The 18390-nt window shown below is 71.2% G+C and carries 21 protein-coding genes; 13 read left to right on the forward strand and 8 right to left on the reverse strand.

The annotated features are described in order from the left end of the window. Positions 1 to 6: 6 nt before the first annotated feature. The 4 genes from ACFXC1_RS17810 to sigJ are packed head-to-tail and all read left to right on the forward strand — an operon-like array spanning position 7 to position 2724. A complete protein-coding gene (locus tag ACFXC1_RS17810) occupies positions 7 to 480 on the forward strand; it encodes a GNAT family N-acetyltransferase (protein WP_381243706.1) in 474 nt (157 codons plus the stop codon). 42 nt (positions 481 to 522) lie between these two features. Then, entirely contained in the window at positions 523 to 951 is a 429-nt protein-coding gene (locus ACFXC1_RS17815) for a hypothetical protein (protein ID WP_381243708.1), read from the forward strand. 14 nt (positions 952 to 965) lie between these two features. Next, on the forward strand, positions 966 to 1760 hold the full coding sequence (locus ACFXC1_RS17820; protein ID WP_381243710.1) for an SDR family oxidoreductase: 795 nt from the start codon (positions 966 to 968) through the stop codon (positions 1758 to 1760). Between the two features lie 7 nt (positions 1761 to 1767). Beyond that, entirely contained in the window at positions 1768 to 2724 is a 957-nt protein-coding gene (gene sigJ / locus ACFXC1_RS17825; protein WP_381243712.1) for an RNA polymerase sigma factor SigJ, read from the forward strand. Positions 2725 to 2734: 10 nt separating this feature from the next. On the opposite strand, the gene ACFXC1_RS17830 is transcribed toward sigJ, so the two are convergent. Then, positions 2735 to 3649 carry a LysR family transcriptional regulator gene (locus ACFXC1_RS17830; protein WP_381243713.1) on the reverse strand — a complete coding sequence of 305 codons (915 nt, stop codon included), beginning with the start codon at positions 3647 to 3649 and terminating at the stop codon, positions 2735 to 2737. Positions 3650 to 3836: 187 nt separating this feature from the next. Between ACFXC1_RS17830 and ACFXC1_RS17835 the strand changes: the two genes are divergently transcribed. Then, positions 3837 to 4409 carry a DUF6817 domain-containing protein gene (locus ACFXC1_RS17835; RefSeq protein ID WP_381243715.1) on the forward strand — a complete coding sequence of 191 codons (573 nt, stop codon included), beginning with the start codon at positions 3837 to 3839 and terminating at the stop codon, positions 4407 to 4409. Here the strand turns inward: ACFXC1_RS17835 and ACFXC1_RS17840 are convergent. Continuing rightward, positions 4399 to 4923: an AAA family ATPase gene (locus ACFXC1_RS17840; protein ID WP_381243717.1), complete on the reverse strand. Its 525-nt coding sequence runs from the start codon at positions 4921 to 4923 to the stop codon at positions 4399 to 4401. The two genes, ACFXC1_RS17835 and ACFXC1_RS17840, sit on opposite strands and share 11 nt — an antisense overlap. 41 nt (positions 4924 to 4964) lie before the next feature. Next, positions 4965 to 5657 (reverse strand): TetR/AcrR family transcriptional regulator, encoded by a 693-nt coding sequence (locus ACFXC1_RS17845; RefSeq protein ID WP_381243719.1) that lies wholly within the window; start codon positions 5655 to 5657, stop codon positions 4965 to 4967. 64 nt (positions 5658 to 5721) lie between these two features. On the opposite strand from ACFXC1_RS17845, the gene ACFXC1_RS17850 reads away from it, so the two are divergent. Then, entirely contained in the window at positions 5722 to 6849 is a 1128-nt protein-coding gene (locus tag ACFXC1_RS17850; RefSeq protein ID WP_381243721.1) for an FAD-dependent oxidoreductase, read from the forward strand. Between the two features lie 15 nt (positions 6850 to 6864). Here the strand turns inward: ACFXC1_RS17850 and ACFXC1_RS17855 are convergent, their stop codons facing one another. Continuing rightward, positions 6865 to 7731 (reverse strand): phosphotransferase enzyme family protein, encoded by an 867-nt coding sequence (locus ACFXC1_RS17855; protein WP_381243722.1) that lies wholly within the window; start codon positions 7729 to 7731, stop codon positions 6865 to 6867. A gap of 91 nt (positions 7732 to 7822) precedes the next feature. Here ACFXC1_RS17855 and ACFXC1_RS17860 point away from each other — a divergent pair, with 91 nt between their 5' ends. The 3 genes from ACFXC1_RS17860 to ACFXC1_RS17870 all read left to right on the forward strand — a co-directional run bounded on the left by ACFXC1_RS17860 (position 7823) and on the right by ACFXC1_RS17870 (position 9479). Continuing rightward, on the forward strand, positions 7823 to 8269 hold the full coding sequence (locus ACFXC1_RS17860) for a helix-turn-helix domain-containing protein (protein WP_381243724.1): 447 nt from the start codon (positions 7823 to 7825) through the stop codon (positions 8267 to 8269). Between the two features lie 95 nt (positions 8270 to 8364). Further along, positions 8365 to 9012, forward strand: a complete 648-nt coding sequence (locus tag ACFXC1_RS17865) for a hypothetical protein (protein WP_381243725.1) — start codon at positions 8365 to 8367, stop codon at positions 9010 to 9012. A 131-nt stretch (positions 9013 to 9143) separates the two neighbouring features. After that, positions 9144 to 9479 carry a DUF2516 family protein gene (locus ACFXC1_RS17870; protein WP_352183333.1) on the forward strand — a complete coding sequence of 112 codons (336 nt, stop codon included), beginning with the start codon at positions 9144 to 9146 and terminating at the stop codon, positions 9477 to 9479. A 28-nt stretch (positions 9480 to 9507) separates the two neighbouring features. Here the strand turns inward: ACFXC1_RS17870 and ACFXC1_RS17875 are convergent, their stop codons facing one another. The 3 genes from ACFXC1_RS17875 to ACFXC1_RS17885 form a co-directional block, all read right to left on the reverse strand. Beyond that, positions 9508 to 10914 carry a PP2C family protein-serine/threonine phosphatase gene (locus ACFXC1_RS17875; RefSeq protein ID WP_381243727.1) on the reverse strand — a complete coding sequence of 469 codons (1407 nt, stop codon included), beginning with the start codon at positions 10912 to 10914 and terminating at the stop codon, positions 9508 to 9510. A gap of 283 nt (positions 10915 to 11197) precedes the next feature. Continuing rightward, positions 11198 to 12277 carry a C40 family peptidase gene (locus tag ACFXC1_RS17880; RefSeq protein ID WP_381243729.1) on the reverse strand — a complete coding sequence of 360 codons (1080 nt, stop codon included), beginning with the start codon at positions 12275 to 12277 and terminating at the stop codon, positions 11198 to 11200. 202 nt (positions 12278 to 12479) lie between these two features. Further along, positions 12480 to 13292, reverse strand: a complete 813-nt coding sequence (locus tag ACFXC1_RS17885; protein WP_381243731.1) for a class I SAM-dependent methyltransferase — start codon at positions 13290 to 13292, stop codon at positions 12480 to 12482. A gap of 132 nt (positions 13293 to 13424) precedes the next feature. On the opposite strand from ACFXC1_RS17885, the gene ACFXC1_RS17890 reads away from it, so the two are divergent. The 4 genes from ACFXC1_RS17890 to ACFXC1_RS17905 all read left to right on the forward strand — a co-directional run bounded on the left by ACFXC1_RS17890 (position 13425) and on the right by ACFXC1_RS17905 (position 17707). After that, positions 13425 to 13949 carry a hypothetical protein gene (locus ACFXC1_RS17890; protein ID WP_381243733.1) on the forward strand — a complete coding sequence of 175 codons (525 nt, stop codon included), beginning with the start codon at positions 13425 to 13427 and terminating at the stop codon, positions 13947 to 13949. 176 nt (positions 13950 to 14125) lie between these two features. After that, complete coding sequence (mshA, locus tag ACFXC1_RS17895) at positions 14126 to 15463, forward strand: D-inositol-3-phosphate glycosyltransferase (protein WP_381243735.1); 1338 nt, start codon at positions 14126 to 14128, stop codon at positions 15461 to 15463. Further along, positions 15456 to 15965, forward strand: a complete 510-nt coding sequence (locus tag ACFXC1_RS17900) for a type III secretion system chaperone family protein (protein ID WP_381243737.1) — start codon at positions 15456 to 15458, stop codon at positions 15963 to 15965. Before mshA ends, ACFXC1_RS17900 begins: the two co-directional genes overlap by 8 nt. A gap of 110 nt (positions 15966 to 16075) precedes the next feature. Further along, a complete protein-coding gene (locus ACFXC1_RS17905) occupies positions 16076 to 17707 on the forward strand; it encodes a glycosyl hydrolase family 28-related protein (protein WP_381243739.1) in 1632 nt (543 codons plus the stop codon). Positions 17708 to 17737: 30 nt separating this feature from the next. On the opposite strand, the gene ACFXC1_RS17910 is transcribed toward ACFXC1_RS17905, so the two are convergent. Continuing rightward, the gene (locus ACFXC1_RS17910; RefSeq protein ID WP_381243741.1) at positions 17738 to 18382 is read right to left on the reverse strand and encodes a methyltransferase domain-containing protein; all 645 of its coding nucleotides are present in this window, start codon (positions 18380 to 18382) and stop codon (positions 17738 to 17740) included. Between the last annotated feature and the right edge of the window lie 8 nt (positions 18383 to 18390).

Here is an 18390-nt window from a genome sequence, read left to right on the forward strand (position 1 = left end):
GTGATCATGGCGGACTGGGGGATACGGCCTGCGGTGCGGGCGGACGTCGAGAGCGTGGCGGAGTTGCGGGCGGTCGTGCTGCGGGACGATCTGGAACGGCTCGGGCGCTACGACTCCCGGCGCGTGCGGCAGCGGCTCCGGGACGGGTTCGAGCCGGCGCACACCTGGGTGATCGAGGTGGACGGCCTGTTCGCCGGATGCGTGGCGCTACGACCCGACGCGGACGGCCGCTGCCACTGGCTGGAGCACTTCTACCTCGCGCCGGAGTTCCAGGGCGCCGGTATCGGGTCCGGTGTGCTCGGCGAGCTGCTGGAGCGGTGCGACCGTGACGGTGTCCCTGTCGTGCGGCTGAATGTGTTGCGGGGGAGCCCTGCCCGGCGGCTGTACGCGCGGCACGGGTTCACCGTGGAGACCGGGGACTACGAGGATCCGGTGGACGTGTTCATGGTGCGGGAGGCGTCCACTCGACGTCGGCCCTGACAGCCGCCCTGACATTCTCGGGGGCTGCGTCGTCGTAGACGTATGAACAGAATCCGGTACGTCAGCCTCGGCCTGCTGGCCGTGGTCAGCCTGTACACAGGGACCTGGGCCTATTTCTCGCCGACGGGGTGGTACGCGAACTTCCCGGGGCTCGGACTGAGCTGGTTGCCTCAGCTGGGGCCCTACAACGAGCACCTCGCCAAGGACGCGGGAGCGATGTTCCTCGCGCTGGCCTGTCTGACGCTCGTCGCGCTGCGACAGGTGCGGAACACCAGGCTGGTGCAGACGACGGGTGCGGTGTGGCTGGTCTTCAACGTGCTGCACTTCAGCTATCACGTACAGCACCTCGACATGTACGGGACGCGGGACCAGGTCTTGAACGTGGTCTTCCTGGCCGCGCTCGTACTGCTGGCGGCGGTGCTGCTGGTGCCGGTGACGGGACTCCCGGCGCGACGGGGTGACACCAAGTGAAGGAGCGGGACGGTATGCGGATCGCGGTGGCGGGCGGGACCGGGCTGGTCGGCCGGTACGTGGTCGAGGAGCTGGTCGCGGCCGGACAGGAACCGGTGGTGCTGAGCCGGTCGCGGGGCGTGGACCTCGTCGCGGGCGGCGCCGGGCTCGATGCCGCGCTGGAGGGGGTGGACGCGGTCATCGACGTGAGCAATGTGACGACGACCAGCGCGAAGAAGGCCGTCGCGTTCTTCGACACCGTCGGACACCACCTGCTCGACGCGGGCGCACGGGCCGGCGTACGGCATCACGTGGTGCTGTCCATCGTCGGCATCGACCGGGTCGGCCTCGGCTACTACCGGGGCAAACTCCGGCAGGAGGACGTGGTGTCGAACGGCCCGCTGCCGTGGACCGTGCTGCGCGCCACCCAGTTCCACGAGTTCGCCGCGCAGACCCTCGACCGGGTTCCGGGGCCCGTCGCGGTGGTGCCCCGGATGCGGACCCAGCCCATCGCGGCACGCGAAGTGGCCCGGCACCTGGTGGAACTCGCCGTCGCCCCCGCCCGGGGCATGGCCCCCGACCTCGCCGGGCCGCACGTCGAGCAACTCGTCGACATGGTGCGCCGGTTGCTGCGGGCCCGGCACCAGCGCCGGCTGCTGCTGCCGGTACGGATGCCGGGCGCGACCGGTGCGGCGATGACGGGGGACGGGCAACTGCCGCTCCTGGGCGGGCCGTTGGGGCCGCGTGGCCGTCAGACCTTCGACGAATGGCTCACCCAGCATGTTCAGCGAGTCGGGTCCGTCGAGAAGCCCACTGTCCAGGAAGGATGACCGCGCCGTGCCCGACTCGGGTCAGGATCCGACCCTCGGTTCCCTCATGGCCGAGCGCCGCCGACTGCTCAACCTTGGGTACCGGATGCTCGGTTCGGTGCAGGACGCCGAGGACGTCGTACAGGAGACGTACGCCCGTTGGTACGCCCTGTCGGAGGAGGCGCAGCGGGAGATCGAGGCGCCGCTCGCGTGGCTGACCCGGGTCGCCTCGCGGATCTGCCTCGACCAGCTCGGGTCGGCGCGGGCCCGGCGCGAGCGCTACACCGGGGAGTGGCTGCCGGAGCCGGTCCGGCGCAGCGGTACCTGGGCCAGCACGGGTGGCGCGGGCGCGGACGATCCCGCCGACCGCATCACCCTCGACGAGTCCGTCAGCATGGGCATGCTCGTGCTGCTGGACTCGATGACTCCGGCGGAGCGCGTCGCCTTCGTCCTGCACGACGTCTTCGGCCTGCCGTTCAGCGAGATCGCCGAGACAGTGGGCCGTACCCCGGCCGCCTGCCGCCAGCTCGCCTCGTCCGCGCGGCACCGACTGGCCCGCAAGCCGCCCGGCGCCAGTACGGCCGAGGAGCACGGGCGGGTCGTCTCCGCGTTCCGCGAGGCGTGCGAGACCGGTGACTTCGACGCGCTCGTCGCCCTGCTCGACCCCGGCGTCGAGTCGCGCAGCGACGGCGGCGGCAAGGTGCGGGCCGCGCTGCGGCCGGTCGTCGGCCGGGACAAGGTGGCTCGCCTCTTCCTCGGCCTCATGCGCCGGGCTCCCGAGATGGAACTCGTCGAGGAGGACGTCAACGGCATGCCCGGTGTCTCGGTCCGGATCGGCGGTACGACCTTCGCCGTGCTCGCGGCGCAGGTGCGGGACGGGCTGATCACCGACCTGTGGCTGGTGGTCAACCCGGACAAGCTGCGGGCGTGGACGGGGTACTACGACGGTAATCACGACGGCGGTGATGCGGACGCTCTCGGCTAGCCGGTGTCCGCTACTCGGACTGCCGGGCGTGCGCGGCCCGCTCCGTGCAGCTGTGGGCGACCGTGTCGGCGAAGGTGCGGGCGAGCGGGGTGAGGGAGTCCCAGCGGCGGACGGCCCAGCCGACCGGGAGCGGGGGCAGACCGGGGAGGGGGACGAGGCGGAGCGGGCCGGTGCCGGGTGTCTCCCAGCCGGGCAGGAGGGGTACGACGGCGTGACCGAGGCCGAGTTCGGCGAGCAGGAGGGCGGTGTCCCAGTCGGCGACACCGGTGTCGGAGCTGCTGCGGACGCCGAGTTCGGCGAACGCGGCGTCGAGACGGGCGCCCGAGGTGGAGTTCGGGGGCAGGCGGATGATGCTGATGCCGTCGAGTTCGGCGCTGTCGACCCGGGACCGGGCCGCGAGGGGATCGTCGGCGCGGACGGCCAGTACCCACGGCAGTTCTACGATGGGACGCTGCTCGATACCGCGCACCGGCCCGTCGATCGTGACCCATGCGAGGTCCAGGTGACCGGCGGTGAGCGCGTCGAAGCAGGCGCGGCTGGAGGTCTCGGTCCGGAACTCGAGACCCACCCTCGGATATTGCTGCCGGAAGGCGACGACCGCCTCCGCCATGAAGTGCCGAACGGTGGTCCCGCCCGTCGTGACCCGTACCGAGCCGCTGTCGCCGTTGACGAGGTCCCCGAGCCGCCGCATGGCCAGCTCAAGCCCGGCCACACTCTCCGAGGCGGCCTCGCACAACACCCGCCCCGCGTCTGTGGGTACGACACCTCGCGGTCGGCGCTCCAGCAGGCTCATGCCGGCCTCCCGCTCCAGCCGCTTCACATGCTGGCTCACCGCCGACTGGGTGCGGCCCAGTTCGCGGGCGACGGCGCTGAGACTTCCCGCCCGGCACACGGCCACGAAGACACGCAGATCCTCCAGAGTCACAACTCCAAGCTACAGCTTGGGTGTTGACGGAAATACATAGGATTGACCAGGGTCAGGGACTCGACCATGCTCAGCACAGGGCCCAGGCGGCAACCCGTCCGGCGCCTTCGCCGGGTCCGGACCAGGGCGAAGACACGGACGGGTGCCGACCTCCGACCTCAGATCAGCGAAGGGAGGACGCCGGGTCGTGTCCGACTTTCCTACGTCAACTGGTCACCCGCCTGGCGCTGTTGACGCGGCCGCAGCACTGCTCCGCCGGCTCGGCGCCGCCGACATCGCGCACCCGGGCGGCACTCTTCTCGCCCACCTCCAACGCGTCCAGGACCTCCTCGCCGCATGGGGTGCCCGCCCCGCCCTCCAACTCGCGGGCCTGTGCCACGCCTGCTACGGCACCGACGGTTTCCCCGCTGCCCTGTTGCCGGTGGACACGGGCCGCGCCCAACTCGCCGAGGTGATCGGCGCGGAGGCGGAAGGGATCGTGTATCTCTACGGCGCGTGCGACCGGAAGGCCACATATCCCGGGCTCGCGGAGGCCGACGGGCTCTTCCGGGACCGTTTCACCGGCGCCCTCCACCCACCCGGTCCGCAACTCCGCCGGGACCTCGCCGAACTCACCGCCGCCAACGAACTCGACCTGGTCCGCCACGACTTCACGTTCCGCGACCGCTGGGGCCCTCAACTCCTCGCCCTCTTCACCCCTTTCGAGCCCCTGCTGAGCCAACCCGCCTGGGCGGACTGCCAGATGACCCTCACGCCGTGACGGACTCCGCGATCCGCAGGGCGGCCTGGTCGTGCGTGAGGTGGGTGGTGTCGACAACATGGGCCTCGCGGTGCAGCCAGGTGCGGGCCGCCTCGGCGTAGGGCTCCAGGTAACGGAGCCCGAACGGGGAGCCGGAGCCAAGGACGGTGTCGCCCGCGATGCGTTCGCGCAGGGTGTCCTGGTCGGCGTGGAGGACGAAGTGCCGTACCGGAATGGCGTGTTGGGCCAGGCCCGCGCTGATCTCGGGCCAGTACTGCTCGACCAGGACGGTCATCGGAACGACCAGGGTGCCGCCCGTGTGGTCGAGTGCGCGCCGGGTGGTCTCCACGACGAGCTGCCGCCAGGGCGGCCAGTGCTGGAAGTTGTCCGTCGCGGGCAGCCCCGGCGAGATGTCCATGAGCGTCTCGCCGGCCTTCTCGGCGTCGAACACCCTTGAATCCGGGATGAGTTGCCGCACGAGCGGGCTCGTCGTCGTCTTGCCCGCGCCATGGGTGCCGTTGAGCCATACGATCATGGGCCCGACGCTGGCGTGGAGCGGGACATCAGGTCCGCCGGTTACGTCGGCGGCTGGGCGAGCTTGGCGGCCACCGCGTCGAGGACCCACTCCAGGCCGGTCGTGAAGGACGTCTCGGCGTCCACGTCCGTGCCGTCGTGGACGGCCTTGGACAGTGCGGGGAAGCGGCCCGTGGCCAGCATTCTCGTCACATGCGGGCCGCGGGAGCGCTGCCAGTCGCGCTTGGAGAGGCCCGTGGCGCGCTCGGCGCGCAGGTTCGCGATCTCGCGTCTGATCGCGCCGGTGGAGTAGGCGCTGACGGTCTCCACGGCGCGCATGACGGTGTCGATGTCGGCGAGACCGTCGAGGGCGGCCAGCGTGGCCTCGGTCACGGCGAGGCCGTTCGGGCCCAGGCTCGGCCGGCCGCCGAGCAGGTCGGCAAGCCATTCGTGGCGGAGGGCGGCCCGCCGGGTGCGGTGGGCGAGGGCGCGCAGCGCCTCCCGCCAGTCACCGGGCGGCTCCTCGGGGAGGATCTCGGCCTGGACCTCGTCCACCATGAGGTCGAACAGCTCCTCCTTGGTGGAGATGAAGCCGTACAGCCGCATCGGGCCGGCGTTCAGTCGGGCGGCGACCTTGCGCAACGACACCGCCTCCAGCCCGCCCTCGTCGGCCAGCGTGACGGCGGCGGCGACGATCCGCTCCCGGTCGAGCGGCACGGGCCGGGTCGGCGGCTCCGGACGGTCCCACACAGTCATGGATACATCGTAGATGCATCGTACTGTTGCGATACACCAACCCGAATCAATACAGTGTATCGACATGAGACAACGCATCGCCGTGGTCGGGGGAGGCCCCGCCGGCCTCACCTTCGCCCGAGTCCTGCACCGCTACGGCCACCCCGTCACCGTCCTCGAACGCGATCCCGCCCCCGACGCCCGCCCTCCCGGCGGCACACTGGACCTGCACGAGAAGCTCGGCCAACTCGCCCTGGACAAGGCGGGGTTACTCGCCGAGTTCCTGTCGCTCTCGCGCCCCGAGGGACAGGCCATGCGCATCCTGGACCCGGACGGCACCGTCCTGCGCGACTGGCTGCCCGGTCCGGACGACCTGGCCAACCCCGAGATCGACCGCGGCCAACTCCGTGACCTGCTGACCGGCCCCCTCGACGTGCGATGGGGGTGGGGCGTGACGCGGGTGGTGCCGGGCGGCCGGGACGGCGTACTCGTCCAGTCGGCCGACGGGCGGCAGGAGACGTACGACCTCGTCGTCGGCGCGGACGGCGCCTGGTCCCGGGTCCGCCCGGCGGTCTCACCGGTGGCACCGCACTACACCGGAGTCACCTCGCTCGAGACCTCCCTCGACGACGTCGACACCCGCCACCCCGACCTCGCCCGGCTGATCGGCGACGGTTCCGTAGCGGTGTACGGCGCGAACCGGAGCCTCGTCGCGCAGCGCAACAGCGGTGGCCACGTGAAGGTGTACAGCAAGTTCCGCGCACCGCTGGACTGGCACAAGGACCTGGACCTGGACGTGGACCTGGCCGATGCCGAGGCCGTGCGATCGAGCCTGCTGACCCTGTTCGACGGCTGGTCCGCCCCCGTTCTCGACCTCCTCCGCCGAGGCACCGCCTTCGCCCACCGCCCCTTCTACGTCCTCCCCGTCTCCCACACCTGGCCCCACACCCCCGGCGTGACCCTCCTGGGCGACGCCGCCCACCTCATGCCCCCACTCGGCGTCGGCGCGAACCTCGCGATGCTGGACGGCGCCGAACTCGCCGAGTCCGTCGCCACCGCCCCCGGGAACTTGAACGAGACCGTCCGCGCCTTCGAGGAACGGATGTGGGCCCGGTCCGCCAAGTGGGCCGAGATCACGACGGCCGGCCTGGAACGCCTGGTGAGCCCGGACCCGGCCGAAGCGATCGCGGTCTTCGACGAGGTGCAGTCGTAGGGACACCCAAGGGTTTTACAGGCCGCCCAGCCGCTCGTGCAGCGAGTCGAGAGTCGGCCAGGGCGGACCGTCGTGCAGTGCGCGCAGGAGGCCTTCCCCGAACAGTCTCCCGTTCGGAAACTGGTCGCCGAGCTCCCAGCGCCACGCGGCGACCATCGCGAGGACGACCTGTCGGCACTCGTCCAGCAGCCCTTGGTCGACGTTCGGGTAGTGCTCCCGGACCGCCTCGGGAACATGGGCGAGGTCGAACTCCACGGGTCCCCGGCAGCACGTCTCGAGGTCGATGAACAGCGGGCCGTTCCTCGTGCCGAGCACATTGCCCGGATGCGGCTCACCGTGGAGCAGCTGCTCCACGGCGCCGCGGTCGTCGATCGCCCGTCGCAGGCTCGCCAGCCTGCCGCCGAGGAACTCGCGTTCCGCGTCGGGGAGTTCCGGCGAGCGGGACGGGTCGGCGACGACTGCCTCCGCCTCCGTGATCCGGTCCGTGAACCTGGGGCTCGGCACATCGACCTCGCGCATGGCGGCGTGCAGCTGCTCCAGCGCCTTGGCGTAGTCGACCGGCGCGGTGTGCGGTGACACGGGCTCGCAGTAGGTCCACAGCGTCACCGCGAAGCCGTCCCGCCTGTACACCCGCGGGTCCACCCGAGGCTCCAAGGGACACACCGGGCAGCCGACTTCGGCGAGCCGCTGCGCGAGTTCGACCTCGAACTGCGCGACCTCTTCCCCCACACGGGCGACCCGGGCGAAGACATCGCACGGCGTCAGCCGCAGTGCCAGCTTGTTCGAATTGTGCAGAACGACCGCCTCGTCGGCGGGCAGACCGAGCGATACGGCGATCGAAGTCGCGGCCGCGATCGCGCGCGTGGCGTCGGTGATCTCCATCCGCGCATCCTGGCATGCTGAACGAGTGGCGTGGCGCACTTTTGCAAGCAGGTGCTTGCAAAAGTTAGCAGTGGTGGTGCAAGGTGAAGGCATGGCATCGCTCAACGTCGGCAATCTTGGTGAGTATCTGCGGGAACAGCGGCGCACCGCGCAACTGTCCCTGCGGCAGCTCGCCGATGCCGCCGGGGTGTCCAATCCGTATCTGAGCCAGATCGAGCGCGGGCTGCGCAAGCCGAGCGCGGAGGTGCTGCAGCAGGTCGCCAAGGCGCTGCGGATCTCCGCCGAGACGCTGTACGTGCGGGCCGGCATCCTCGACGCCGAGCGGGACCGGGACGAGGTCGAGACACGTGCGGTCATCCTCGCCGATCCCACGCTCACCGAACGGCAGAAGCAGGTGCTGCTTCAGATCTACGAGTCCTTCCGCAAGGAGAACGGGTTCGAGATCGCCGACGGGGACGAAGGCGTGGAGAGCGGTCCCGGCGTGAGCGACGGTGCCGACGGCAGCGACGCCGACCCGCGGGAGCAGACGGCCGGTTGACGACGACACAACCCGTTGACGACGACACGCCCGTCCGCCGAGCGCGGAAGCAACCCAAAACCCTCAGCTGATAGCAACCGGGAAGGACCATCACCATGGCCATCACCGATGACCTGCGCAAGACCCTGAGCGACCCCACCCCCCTCTACTTCGCCGCCGGCACCGCCGACCTCGCCCTCCAGCAGGCCAAGAAGGTTCCCGGCCTGGTCGAGCAGCTGCGTGCCGAGGCCCCGGCCCGGATCGACGCCGTGCGCGGCACCGACCCCAAGGCCGTGCAGGAGAAGGCCGCCTCCCGCGCCAAGGAGGCCGGCGCCAAGGCCAAGGAGGCGCAGGAGACGCTCCAGACCAAGGTCAACGAGTTCCTCACCAGCCTCGACGGCGACCTCAAGAAGCTCGGCAGCACGCTCGACGCCGACCTCAAGAAGTTCGGCGAGTCCGCCCAGGACTTCGCGCTGCGCGGTGTCGGCGTCGCCGCCGAGTACGCCGTCAAGGCCCGCGAGGCGTACGAGAAGGTCGCCGAGCACGGCGAGCAGGCCGTGAAGACCTGGCGCGGCGAGGCCGCCGACGAGATCGAGGAGCTGGCCGTCGCGGTCGAGCCCGACCCCGAGCCGGTCGTCGTGAAGGCCGAGGAGCCCGCTCCGGTTCCGGCCCCGACCGCGGCCGCCCCGGCGAAGAAGCCCGCCGCCAAGAAGGCGCCGGCCCGCAAGACCACCGCGAAGAAGACCACGCCGCCCGCGAAGTGACACGAACGGGTGATCGGTAACGGGTCGGGCACTCCACGAGTGCCCGACCCGTTCTGTCTTCAGCGGCAATCCGGTTGCGGGTACGGTGACCGCGTAACGACTAGCCGAGTCTGGTGGTGGACGTAGTGCTGATGCAGGGCTTCGCAGGGTTCATGTGGCTGTTGAGTGTCGCCCTGATCGTGTTCAGCGGCTTCGCGCTCGTCGACGCCGCCACGCGTCGCGAGGACGCCTATCGTGCGGCGGACAAGAAGACCAAGCCGTTCTGGCTGATCATCCTCGGGCTCGCCTTCGTGGTGAACCTGATCTTCAACATCCTGTCGTTCCTGCCGATCATCGGCCTCGTCGCGACGATCGTGTACATGGTCGACGTCCGCCCGGCCCTCCGAGGCCTCCCCGGCGGCGGCCGCAGCCGCAGAGGCGGCTCCAGCAGCGACGGCCCCTACGGCCCGTACAACGGCGGCCGCTGAAGGACTACGGCCAGGTAGCCGGGGTCACTTACGGCGCCCGGTCCAGCAGTACCACCGCCACGTCGTCCGTCAGCTCGCCGCCGTTGAGATCGCGGACCTCGTTCACCGCTGCCCGGAGCAGTTCCTCACCGCGCAGACCCTCCGCGAGCTGGCGGCGGACCATCGCCACCATGCCGTCCTGGCCGAGCCGTTCGCGGCGGCCCTCGCCGATCCGGCCCTCGATCAGACCGTCGGTGTAGAGCATCAGGCTCCACTCGGCGCCCAGCTCCACCTGCATCCGCGGCCAGCGGGCACCGGGGAGCAGGCCGAGGGCGGGGCCGTTGTTGTCGTAGGGGAGGAGCTCGGCCGGGCGGCCGGGGCAGGCCAGCAGCGGGGACGGGTGGCCGGCCAGGCAGAGGCCCGCGCGGCGGCCGTCGGGGGCGATGTCGACCGTGCAGAGCGTCGCGAAGATCTCGTCGTCGGAGCGCTCGTGCTCCAGGACCTGCTGGAGCGTGCCGAGCAGCTCGTCGCCGCACAGCCCGGCCAGCGTCAGCGCGCGCCAGGCGATGCGCAGCTCCACGCCGAGCGCGGCCTCGTCGGGGCCGTGGCCGCAGACGTCGCCGATCATCGCGTGCACGGTGCCGTCGGGGGTGCGCACGGTGTCGTAGAAGTCGCCGCCGAGCAGCGCGCGGGAGCGGCCGGGGCGGTAGCGGGCGGCGAAGTGCAGCGGGGAGCCGTCGAGCAGGGGCGTGGGCAGCAGTCCGCGTTCGAGGCGGGCGTTCTCCTGGGCGCGCAGCTTGGACTCGGTGAGCTTGCGCTCGGCCCGGTCGGAACGTTTCCGCTCCACCGCGTAGCGGATCGCGCGGCTCAGCAGCCGGCCGTCCAGCTCGTCGCGGAAGAGATAGTCCTGGGCGCCGACACGGACGGCCTCGGCGCCGCGCTCGGTGTCGCCGGACGCGGTGAGGGCGAGGACGGCGTGGCGGGGCGCGATCCTCAGCACGTGCCTGAGCACGGCCAGCTCGTCGTCGGCGCCGTCCGCGGTCCGGCCGGGGGCGGGCAGCGCGAGGTCGAGCAGGATGCAGTGGACGTCGTCGGTGAGCAGCCGCTCGGCCTCGGTGAGGTTGCGGGCGGTACGGACCCGGATCGGTTTGCCGGTCGGGTCGAGCAGCTCGGGCACGATCGGCGAGCCGCCGGGGTCGTCCTCGATCATCAGCAGGGTGAGGTGACCGGCGGGACCGCCGGGACCGGCGCCGGTGACCGTGCCGTCGTTCACCGTGTCCTGCGTGCGCGGGGTCTCCGGGCGCGGGGCTTCCGTGCCTTGGGAAGCGCTCCCCGGCAGCTCGCTGGTGGTGCCCCCGGAGGTGTCTCCCGAGGTGTCGCCGATCGTGGGTGCGGCCGGCGCCTGACCACTTTCCGCGGCCGGGATCGCTCTCTGCCGCGGTATGGGTGCGGGCATCGTCCTGTTTCCTTCCCTCCCCCCGAGGGCGCGGCGGGGCGAGGGACCTCGACCCACCGACCGGGACCATAGCGGTAGTGGGCGCCGGAAAGGAATGGTGTGAGGCAGGTCGCCCGGCAGGCGGCCACAGTCATATGCCGTGTTCCGTACCGCAGTTGGGCAGGACGGCGGTGGGGCCGGGATGACGAAGGTCACGCCGGGCCGGGGTTTGGGGCGGGTGGTGCGTGTGCTGCGTCACGTGGCTCGGGTCACCGGCCGCAACCCCGCCCACCGGACGGACGAATCACGCATCAGGTCGCACAACGCCCAATATCGGCATCGAGCCGGCCCCCGCGATCGTGACCGTACGCCCCGGTCGCGGGGCGTGGATGATCGCGCCGTCGCCGATGTACATCGCGACATGGCTGGCGTCGTCGAAGTAGATGATCAGGTCGCCGGGCCGCATGTCCTTGACGTCGACGTGCTTGAGCTGCTTCCACTGCTCCTGCGAGGTGCGCGGGATCGGGTCGCCGGCGCTCGCCCAGGCCTGTGAGGTCAGCCCCGAGCAGTCGTACGACTTCGGGCCCTCGGCGCCCCACTCGTACGGTTTGCCGAGCTGGGCCGTCGCGTACGCCACCGCGGCCTTGCCCTCGGCGGACGCCTGGCCGCTGATGTCCTTGAGGACACCGGAGTCGAGCCAGGCGGTCTGCGCCTTCAGTGCGGCCTGCTGCTCCAGCTTCGCGAGGCGCTCCTTCTCCTGCTTCTCCAGCTGGGACTCGAGCTTCTCGGCCGCCGCGATCCGGGTCGTGATCTCCTTCTTGGCGGCGGCCTTGGCCTGGCGGTTCTTCTCCAGCAACTGCCACTGGGTGGAGGCGTCGGCGGTGTACTGCTTCAAGTCGTCCTGGGCGCGGGTCAGTTCGGCGATCAGGCCCTTGGTGGCGCGCTGGCCCTGGAGTATCCGGCCGGCACCGTCGAGGAAGGCCTGCGGGTTGTCGCTCAGGATCAGCTGCGCCTCGTCCGGGAGTCCGCCCGTGCGGTACTGGGAGCGGGCCGCGGCACCGGCGCGGTCCTTCAACTCGTCCAGTTTCTCCTGGCCCTTGACGATCTTCCTGGCCAGTTCGACGATCTGCGCGGACTGCTTCCGCGCCTGCTCCTCGGCCGCGTTGTAGGCGTCGGTGGCGACGGCGGCGTCGTGATAGAGGTCGTCGAGTTTCGCGCGTACGGCCTCAAGGTCCTTGTTGGTCACGGGGGTCGGGGACGCGGTCGTCGAGGGGGTCGGCGTGGGCGACGGACTCGCGAAGGCGATACCGGGTGCCGCCAGCACGGTGACCGCGCAGACGACTGTGACGGCCGTCGTGATCAGGGCTCGCCTGCCCGCTCCCATACCCCTGCCCCCACATCCCGTATCTGATTGACCGTCAGTAACTTACGGACGCCTGGGGGATCGTGCCATGTCCGCTCAGAAAACGACAGAGGCAGCACTACTCGTACTTCTCCCCTTTCCTTCCAGGTCATGACCGGTCACGGCGATTTCCCCGCCCATGTGACGAACGGCCGACGGAGATCGTTCCCCGCGGGCCGCCCGTTCACCCCAGCGGGGCCAAGGCCCGCCATTCCACGGTCACTTCGCCCTGCCGCCACCGCACCGGACCGTCCACCACCGGCCAGTCGGCCGTGAGGTCCCGCACCGCGCGGATCCAGCGCTGACGGGCGCCGTAGGAGGTGTAGGGCGCGGCGGCGGCCCAGGCGCGGTCGAAGTCGCGGAGGAAGGCGTGCACCGGTTCGCCGGGCACATTGCGGTGGATGAGGGCTTTGGGAAGCCGTTCGGCGAGGTCGGACGGCCGCTCCAGCGAACCGAGCCGCGCCGCGAAGGTGACCGTCCGCGGCCCCTCGGGCCCGAGCGCGACCCACACGTGCCGCCGCCCGATCTCGTCACAGGTCCCCTCGACCAACAGCCCGCCCCGGGAGCCCCCGCCCGCCGGCGCGAGCCGCCCGCACAGCCGCGCCCAGACCTCGGCGACCTGCGCCTCGTCGTACTGCCGCAACACGTTCGCCGCGCGGATCAGCGACGGCCGCTGCGGCACGGGGATCTCGAACCCGCCGTGCCGGAACACCAGTCCCTCCCGCTCGTACGGGCGGGCCGCCGCGACCCGCGCCGGTTCGATCTCGACACCGGCCACGCGCGCGTGCGGGGCGACGGACCGGAGCCGCTCCAGCAGTTCCACGGCCGTCCAGGGCGCGGCGCCGTACCCGAGATCGACGGCGAGGGGCTCGTCGGCCCGCCGCAGCTCCGCGCCGTGCGTCGCCACGATCCAGCGGTCCATGCGGCGCAGCCGGTTGGGGTTGGTCGTCCCGCGGGTCACCGTTCCTACCGGGCGGGAGGCTGCGCGGGCTGTCATACGTACGAGGGTAGGCGGCGCGGGACAAGGGCCGCCGCACCGGGCACCGGCCGAAGCCGTCGCTCTCCCGTCCCGTTGTCAGTGCCGCCTGGCAGGATCGGAGATCAAGTCGCCGAGGTGAGGGTGGGGCCGATGAAGGTGCTTGTCACGGGAGAAGTCCACGTCGACTACGGCCAGATGTTCGTGGAGAGCGGCGGGGACGAATGCGACCTGTACGACGCCTTCGCCGGGCAGGACGGCGTCGGGCTCTGCGGGGGAGGGACGGCCGGGACGCTGCTTCTGCTGACCGGCCTGCACATCGGCGGCGTCGACTTCACCGCCGAACTGCACGACGGCCGGCCCGAGGTGGACGAGACGTGGGAGGAGATCGTCGAGGTCCCGTTCCGGCCGGTGTCGCAGGAGACGAAGCTGCGGCAGTGGAACTGGAAGAACTCGTGGGAGCTGGGACTGGAGGAGCGCGACTACCGCGTGCGGTACTCCGCCATCGCCATGGACGCCGGCCGGAGCAAGAACGTGCGGGAGGACGACGAGCCCGCGACCGGCGACCGGTATCTGCTGCAGATATGGCCTGCCGAGCCCGAGCCGGCCCGGCTGCTCAAGCAGACCGGCGGCGCGGCCGCGTACTGGCACGCCTTCGCCACGGCACCCGTGGGCTGACGCCCTGGACGGACTCGGCAGACGCACTCTCGCCTCGAACGGTTGAGCGACAGGGGGTAATGCCTCGGTAAAATCCCCATGCGCCGGAATGAGAATCCCGCCTCCGGGCGTTGCAGCCCCTTGGAGGGAACCGCACGCCCTCCCTCAGGCATGCCCGCAGCGAGGAGGAACGCCACGTGAGCCAGTACGTCAGCAGGCTCGGGCGGCGTTCCCAGGCGCCGTCGGCCCGGCTGCGGCTGCACCGGAAACCCCGCCGGGTCGCCATGCTCTCTGTGCACACCTCGCCGCTGCACCAGCCCGGCACGGGCGACGCCGGCGGCATGAACGTCTACATCGTGGAACTCGCGCAGCGCCTCGCCGCGATCAACATCGAGGTGGAGATCTTCACGCGCGCGACCACCGCCGTCCTGCCCCCGACCGTCGAGCTGGCCCCGGGCGTCCTCGTCCGGCACGTCGACGCGGGGCCGTACGAAGGTCTCGCCAAGGAGGAACTCCCCGCCCAGCTCTGCGCGTTCACGCACGGAGTGATGCAGGCGTGGGCCGGTCACCGCCCCGGCTACTACGACCTCGTCCACTCGCACTACTGGCTCTCCGGCCACGTCGGCTGGCTCGCCGCGCAGCGCTGGGGCGTTCCCCTCGTGCACGCCATGCACACCATGGCCAAGGTCAAGAACGCCAACCTGGCCGACGGCGACACCCCCGAGCCCGCCGCCCGCGTCATCGGCGAGACCCAGATCGTCGCCGCCGCCGACCGCCTCATCGCCAACACGGCGGAGGAGGCCGACGAACTCGTACGGCACTACGCGGCCGACCCCGCCAAGGTCGCCGTGGTCCACCCCGGCGTGAACCTCGAACGCTTCCAGCCCGCCGATGGCCGGGCGGCGGCCCGTGCCCGTCTCGGGCTCCCGCAGGACGCACTCATTCCGCTCTTCGCCGGGCGCATCCAGCCTCTGAAGGCGCCGGACGTGCTGCTGCGCGCCGTCGCCGTGCTGCTCGACGAGCGGCCCGAGCTGCGCTCGAACATCGTCGTCCCCGTCGTCGGCGGCCCCAGCGGCAGCGGCCTCGCCAAGCCGGAGGGGCTGCAGAAGCTGGCCGCGCGGCTGGGCATCGCGGATGTCGTACGGTTCCGGCCGCCGGTCGGGCAGGAGCAGCTCGCGGACTGGTTCCGGGCCGCGTCCGTGCTGGTCATGCCGTCGTACAGCGAGTCCTTCGGACTGGTCGCCATAGAGGCGCAGGCGGCCGGTACGCCGGTGCTCGCGGCCGCGGTCGGCGGCCTCCCGGTGGCCGTGCGCGACGGCGAGACCGGGTTCCTCGTCCAGGGCCACGACCCCGCCGCCTACGCGCACGTCCTGCGCACCCTCGCCGACGACCCGCACCTCGCGCCCCGCATGGGCGAGGCCGCCGCCCGGCACGCGCAGTGCTTCGGCTGGGACACGGCCGCCGCCGCCACGGCCGACGTCTACGCGGCCGCGGCCCAGGCCCACCGCCGTCACGTACGCTCGCACCATGGGTGAGAAAGCGGACCAGGACCGGGCGGCGCAGGTCATCGAGGGTTTCCTCAAGGGCGCCGAACTCGACTGGGAGAGCCCGGAGCCGGGCACCTTCGTCGTCCAACTCCCGGGCACCCGCAAGCTGTCGACGACCGTCTCCCTCCTCGTCGGCCGCCACTCCCTCTCGCTCAACGCCTTCGTCATCCGCCACCCCGACGAGAACGAGACGGGCGTCCACCGCTGGCTCCTGGAGCGCAACCTCAAGCTGTACGGCGTGAGTTACGCCGTCGACCAGCTCGGTGACGTGTATGTCACCGGCCGGCTGCCCCTCTCCGCCGTCACCGAGGCCGAGATCGACCGCCTCCTCGGCCAGGTCCTGGAGGCCGCCGACGGCAGTTTCAACACCCTCCTGGAACTGGGCTTCTCCTCCGCGATCCGCAAGGAGTACGCGTGGCGGGTGTCGCGCGGGGAGTCCACGCGGAACCTGGACGCGTTCACTCATCTGACCCAGCGGCCGACCGACTGACCCCAGCCCGACCTCTTCCCCGTCGATGGGGCTTCGTGGCATGCTCACCGCCAGCACATTTCTGAACGTCGTTCACATCCATGAAGAGCCGCGTGGGAGGACGTACGTACATGAGCCACACCCGTCTCACCAGACGAACCCTGCTCGGAAGCACGCTGGCCCTGGCGGTCCCCCTCCCGAAGGACGGATCGCGAGGGCAAGTCCCTTCCCTCTGGCGGGAGTTCACCCGCACCCCGTACACCCACCCGCAGATCCCGTACATCGGAAGGGCGGGCGCCCGACGCCACTCCCACCCCTCCTCCCGGGTGTTCGACGTCCTCCGCTACGGCGCCGTCGCGGACGGCGCCACCGACTCCGCCCCCGCGATCAACCGTGCCATCGCCGCTGCCGGCCGGGCCGGCGGTGGCACGGTCCACATCCCGCCGGGCACCTTCCGCATCGACGACGTGATCCGCGTCGGCCACTCGAACGTCGTGGTCAGGGGCGCGGGCAGCGACCGTACGAAGCTGTGCGCGACCCGCAGTCTGACGGAACTCATCGGCGTCTACGGCTCCCGCTACGGCGGCGAGAAGTCGGCCTGGTCCTGGGCGGGCGGCCTCATCTGGCTTGCCCCGGCAGCCCGTTGGGACTCACTGGTCGCCGCGATCAGGGCGAAGGCCTGGCCCTTCGAGGGCTGGACGGGCAACAGGCGTGACGAATGGCGGCAGTTGACGACCGTCGAACCGGCCCGGCAGGGCGAGTGGACGGTGCGGGTCGCGGACGCCTCACAACTCGAGCCCGGCACCCTGGTGTTGCTCCGCCTCGCCGACGACACCGCCCACACCCTCCTCCAGCACATGGCGGGCGGCGGCCCCGGCCCCGAGGCGTACTACTGGGACGACAAGACGAAGCTCCTGTCCTACGTCCCCTACGAATGGCCCGTCCGCATCGCCCACGTCCACGGCCGCAGGGTGACGCTCGAACGCCCGCTGCCCCTCGACCTCCGCCCCGAGTGGAACCCCCAACTCACCACTCACGTGCAGGAGTTGACGGGCTCGGGTGTCGAAGGCCTCACCCTGGAGGCGGTCGAGACCCCGCAGCAGCCGCACCTCCTCGACAAGGGTTACAACGGAGTCGTCCTCCAATGCGCCTACGACTGCCGGCTGGACGACGTGACGGTCCGTCACGTCGACAACGGCTTCGGCCTGGTGGCCGCCTCGGCGTGCACCCTGCGCGGTACGACGGTCGCGGGCCGCGGCTCCCACCACCCCTACTTCTGCCGCGAGGGTTCGCACGACAACCTCATCGAGGACTTCACGATCGAGGACCGCACGGTCCCGGCCCCGCCCAACACCCAGCTCCACGGCATCAACGTCGAGGGCCTGTCCTCCTACAACGTGTGGTCGCGCGGCGACATGCGCATGGGCACCTTCGACAGCCACCGCGGCCTGCCCTTCGCCGACGTCCGCACCGACATCACGGTCAACAACAACGGCCGCCACGGCGGCGACACGAACGCAGGACCGCTCTTCGGCGCCCGCTTCACCCACTGGAACGTCCGCGTCACCAACGGCCGCGCGGGCCTGATGAAGATCGACCAACTGGCGCCGTACAGCGCCACGGTGGGCCTCAACACGGTCACCGAGTCCGACCAGATCGACGTCCCCGACTTCACCGGCGACCTGCACTCACGCCTGGAGCTCTACGGCACGACGAACGTCGTACGGCCGCGGAACCTGTACGAGGCGCAGCGGGAGCTGTGAGTCACGGGCGCGCCACCGGGCCCCTGCGCCTCAGGTGCGCCACAGGGTGTTGTAGCCGATGAAGTCGAACATGCGCTGTCCGGGCGGGAGCCCGCGGTTCTCGCCGGTGAAGCGGTGGGCGCCGACGGACGCGGGGAGCGCGGGGTCGGAGACCCACAGCCGCTCGAAGCCGCGCTCCTCCAGCCAGGCGCAGATCTGCGGGACGAGGTCCGGGGCCTTGCGGTTACGGGTCCAGACGACCGTGCCCCCGGTCCGGCACAGCGCGGTGCAGTGGTCCAGGAGGCGTTCGACGTCCGGGTCGGTGATGTTGCCGAGGACTCCGCAGAGGAGGACGAGGTCGGCGGGTGCGAGGTCGGCGTACTGGTCGGTCGACGAGGCGTCCCCGGCGACGACTTCGACCCCGGTGAGGCCGGCGGCCCGGGCGCTCTCCGCCGCATGGGCGACGTTGCGTTCGTCCAACTCGACCAGCCGGGCCCGGACTTCGGCCCGGCGCGGATGGTCAGCCAGTACGCCGATCAGGTCGCGGCCCTGTCCGGCGCAGAGGCTGATCGCGGTGAGGGGGCCGGGCGGGGCGGTGTCGAGGGCGTACCGGACGCGTTCCTGGACGCGGGCGAGGCGCTCGCTGAGGTAGGAGTCGGGGGAGTCGTAGGCGTCGTGCCACTCGTGCCAGTCCATGCCGCGAA

The sequence above is a fragment of the Streptomyces hokutonensis genome (assembly GCF_042751305.1).
In the GTDB taxonomy this organism is placed as follows: Bacteria; Actinomycetota; Actinomycetes; order Streptomycetales; family Streptomycetaceae; genus Streptomyces; species Streptomyces hokutonensis_A.

Excerpts from the sequence above, each read along its gene's own strand:
- ACFXC1_RS17810 (WP_381243706.1), top strand. The coding sequence starts at position 7 with ATGGCGGACTGGGGGATACGGCCTGCGGTGCGGGCGGACGTCGAGAGC.
- ACFXC1_RS17815 (WP_381243708.1), top strand. The coding sequence starts at position 523 with ATGAACAGAATCCGGTACGTCAGCCTCGGCCTGCTGGCCGTGGTCAGC.
- ACFXC1_RS17820 (WP_381243710.1), top strand. The coding sequence starts at position 966 with ATGCGGATCGCGGTGGCGGGCGGGACCGGGCTGGTCGGCCGGTACGTG.
- ACFXC1_RS17840 (WP_381243717.1), bottom strand. The coding sequence starts at position 4,923 with ATGATCGTATGGCTCAACGGCACCCATGGCGCGGGCAAGACGACGACG.
- ACFXC1_RS17845 (WP_381243719.1), bottom strand. The coding sequence starts at position 5,657 with ATGACTGTGTGGGACCGTCCGGAGCCGCCGACCCGGCCCGTGCCGCTC.
- ACFXC1_RS17850 (WP_381243721.1), top strand. The coding sequence starts at position 5,722 with ATGAGACAACGCATCGCCGTGGTCGGGGGAGGCCCCGCCGGCCTCACC.
- ACFXC1_RS17855 (WP_381243722.1), bottom strand. The coding sequence starts at position 7,731 with ATGGAGATCACCGACGCCACGCGCGCGATCGCGGCCGCGACTTCGATC.
- ACFXC1_RS17860 (WP_381243724.1), top strand. The coding sequence starts at position 7,823 with ATGGCATCGCTCAACGTCGGCAATCTTGGTGAGTATCTGCGGGAACAG.
- ACFXC1_RS17865 (WP_381243725.1), top strand. The coding sequence starts at position 8,365 with ATGGCCATCACCGATGACCTGCGCAAGACCCTGAGCGACCCCACCCCC.
- ACFXC1_RS17870 (WP_352183333.1), top strand. The coding sequence starts at position 9,144 with ATGCAGGGCTTCGCAGGGTTCATGTGGCTGTTGAGTGTCGCCCTGATC.
- ACFXC1_RS17875 (WP_381243727.1), bottom strand. The coding sequence starts at position 10,914 with ATGCCCGCACCCATACCGCGGCAGAGAGCGATCCCGGCCGCGGAAAGT.
- ACFXC1_RS17880 (WP_381243729.1), bottom strand. The coding sequence starts at position 12,277 with ATGGGAGCGGGCAGGCGAGCCCTGATCACGACGGCCGTCACAGTCGTC.
- ACFXC1_RS17885 (WP_381243731.1), bottom strand. The coding sequence starts at position 13,292 with ATGACAGCCCGCGCAGCCTCCCGCCCGGTAGGAACGGTGACCCGCGGG.
- ACFXC1_RS17890 (WP_381243733.1), top strand. The coding sequence starts at position 13,425 with ATGAAGGTGCTTGTCACGGGAGAAGTCCACGTCGACTACGGCCAGATG.
- ACFXC1_RS17900 (WP_381243737.1), top strand. The coding sequence starts at position 15,456 with ATGGGTGAGAAAGCGGACCAGGACCGGGCGGCGCAGGTCATCGAGGGT.
- ACFXC1_RS17905 (WP_381243739.1), top strand. The coding sequence starts at position 16,076 with ATGAGCCACACCCGTCTCACCAGACGAACCCTGCTCGGAAGCACGCTG.
- ACFXC1_RS17910 (WP_381243741.1), bottom strand. The coding sequence starts at position 18,382 with ATGGACTGGCACGAGTGGCACGACGCCTACGACTCCCCCGACTCCTAC.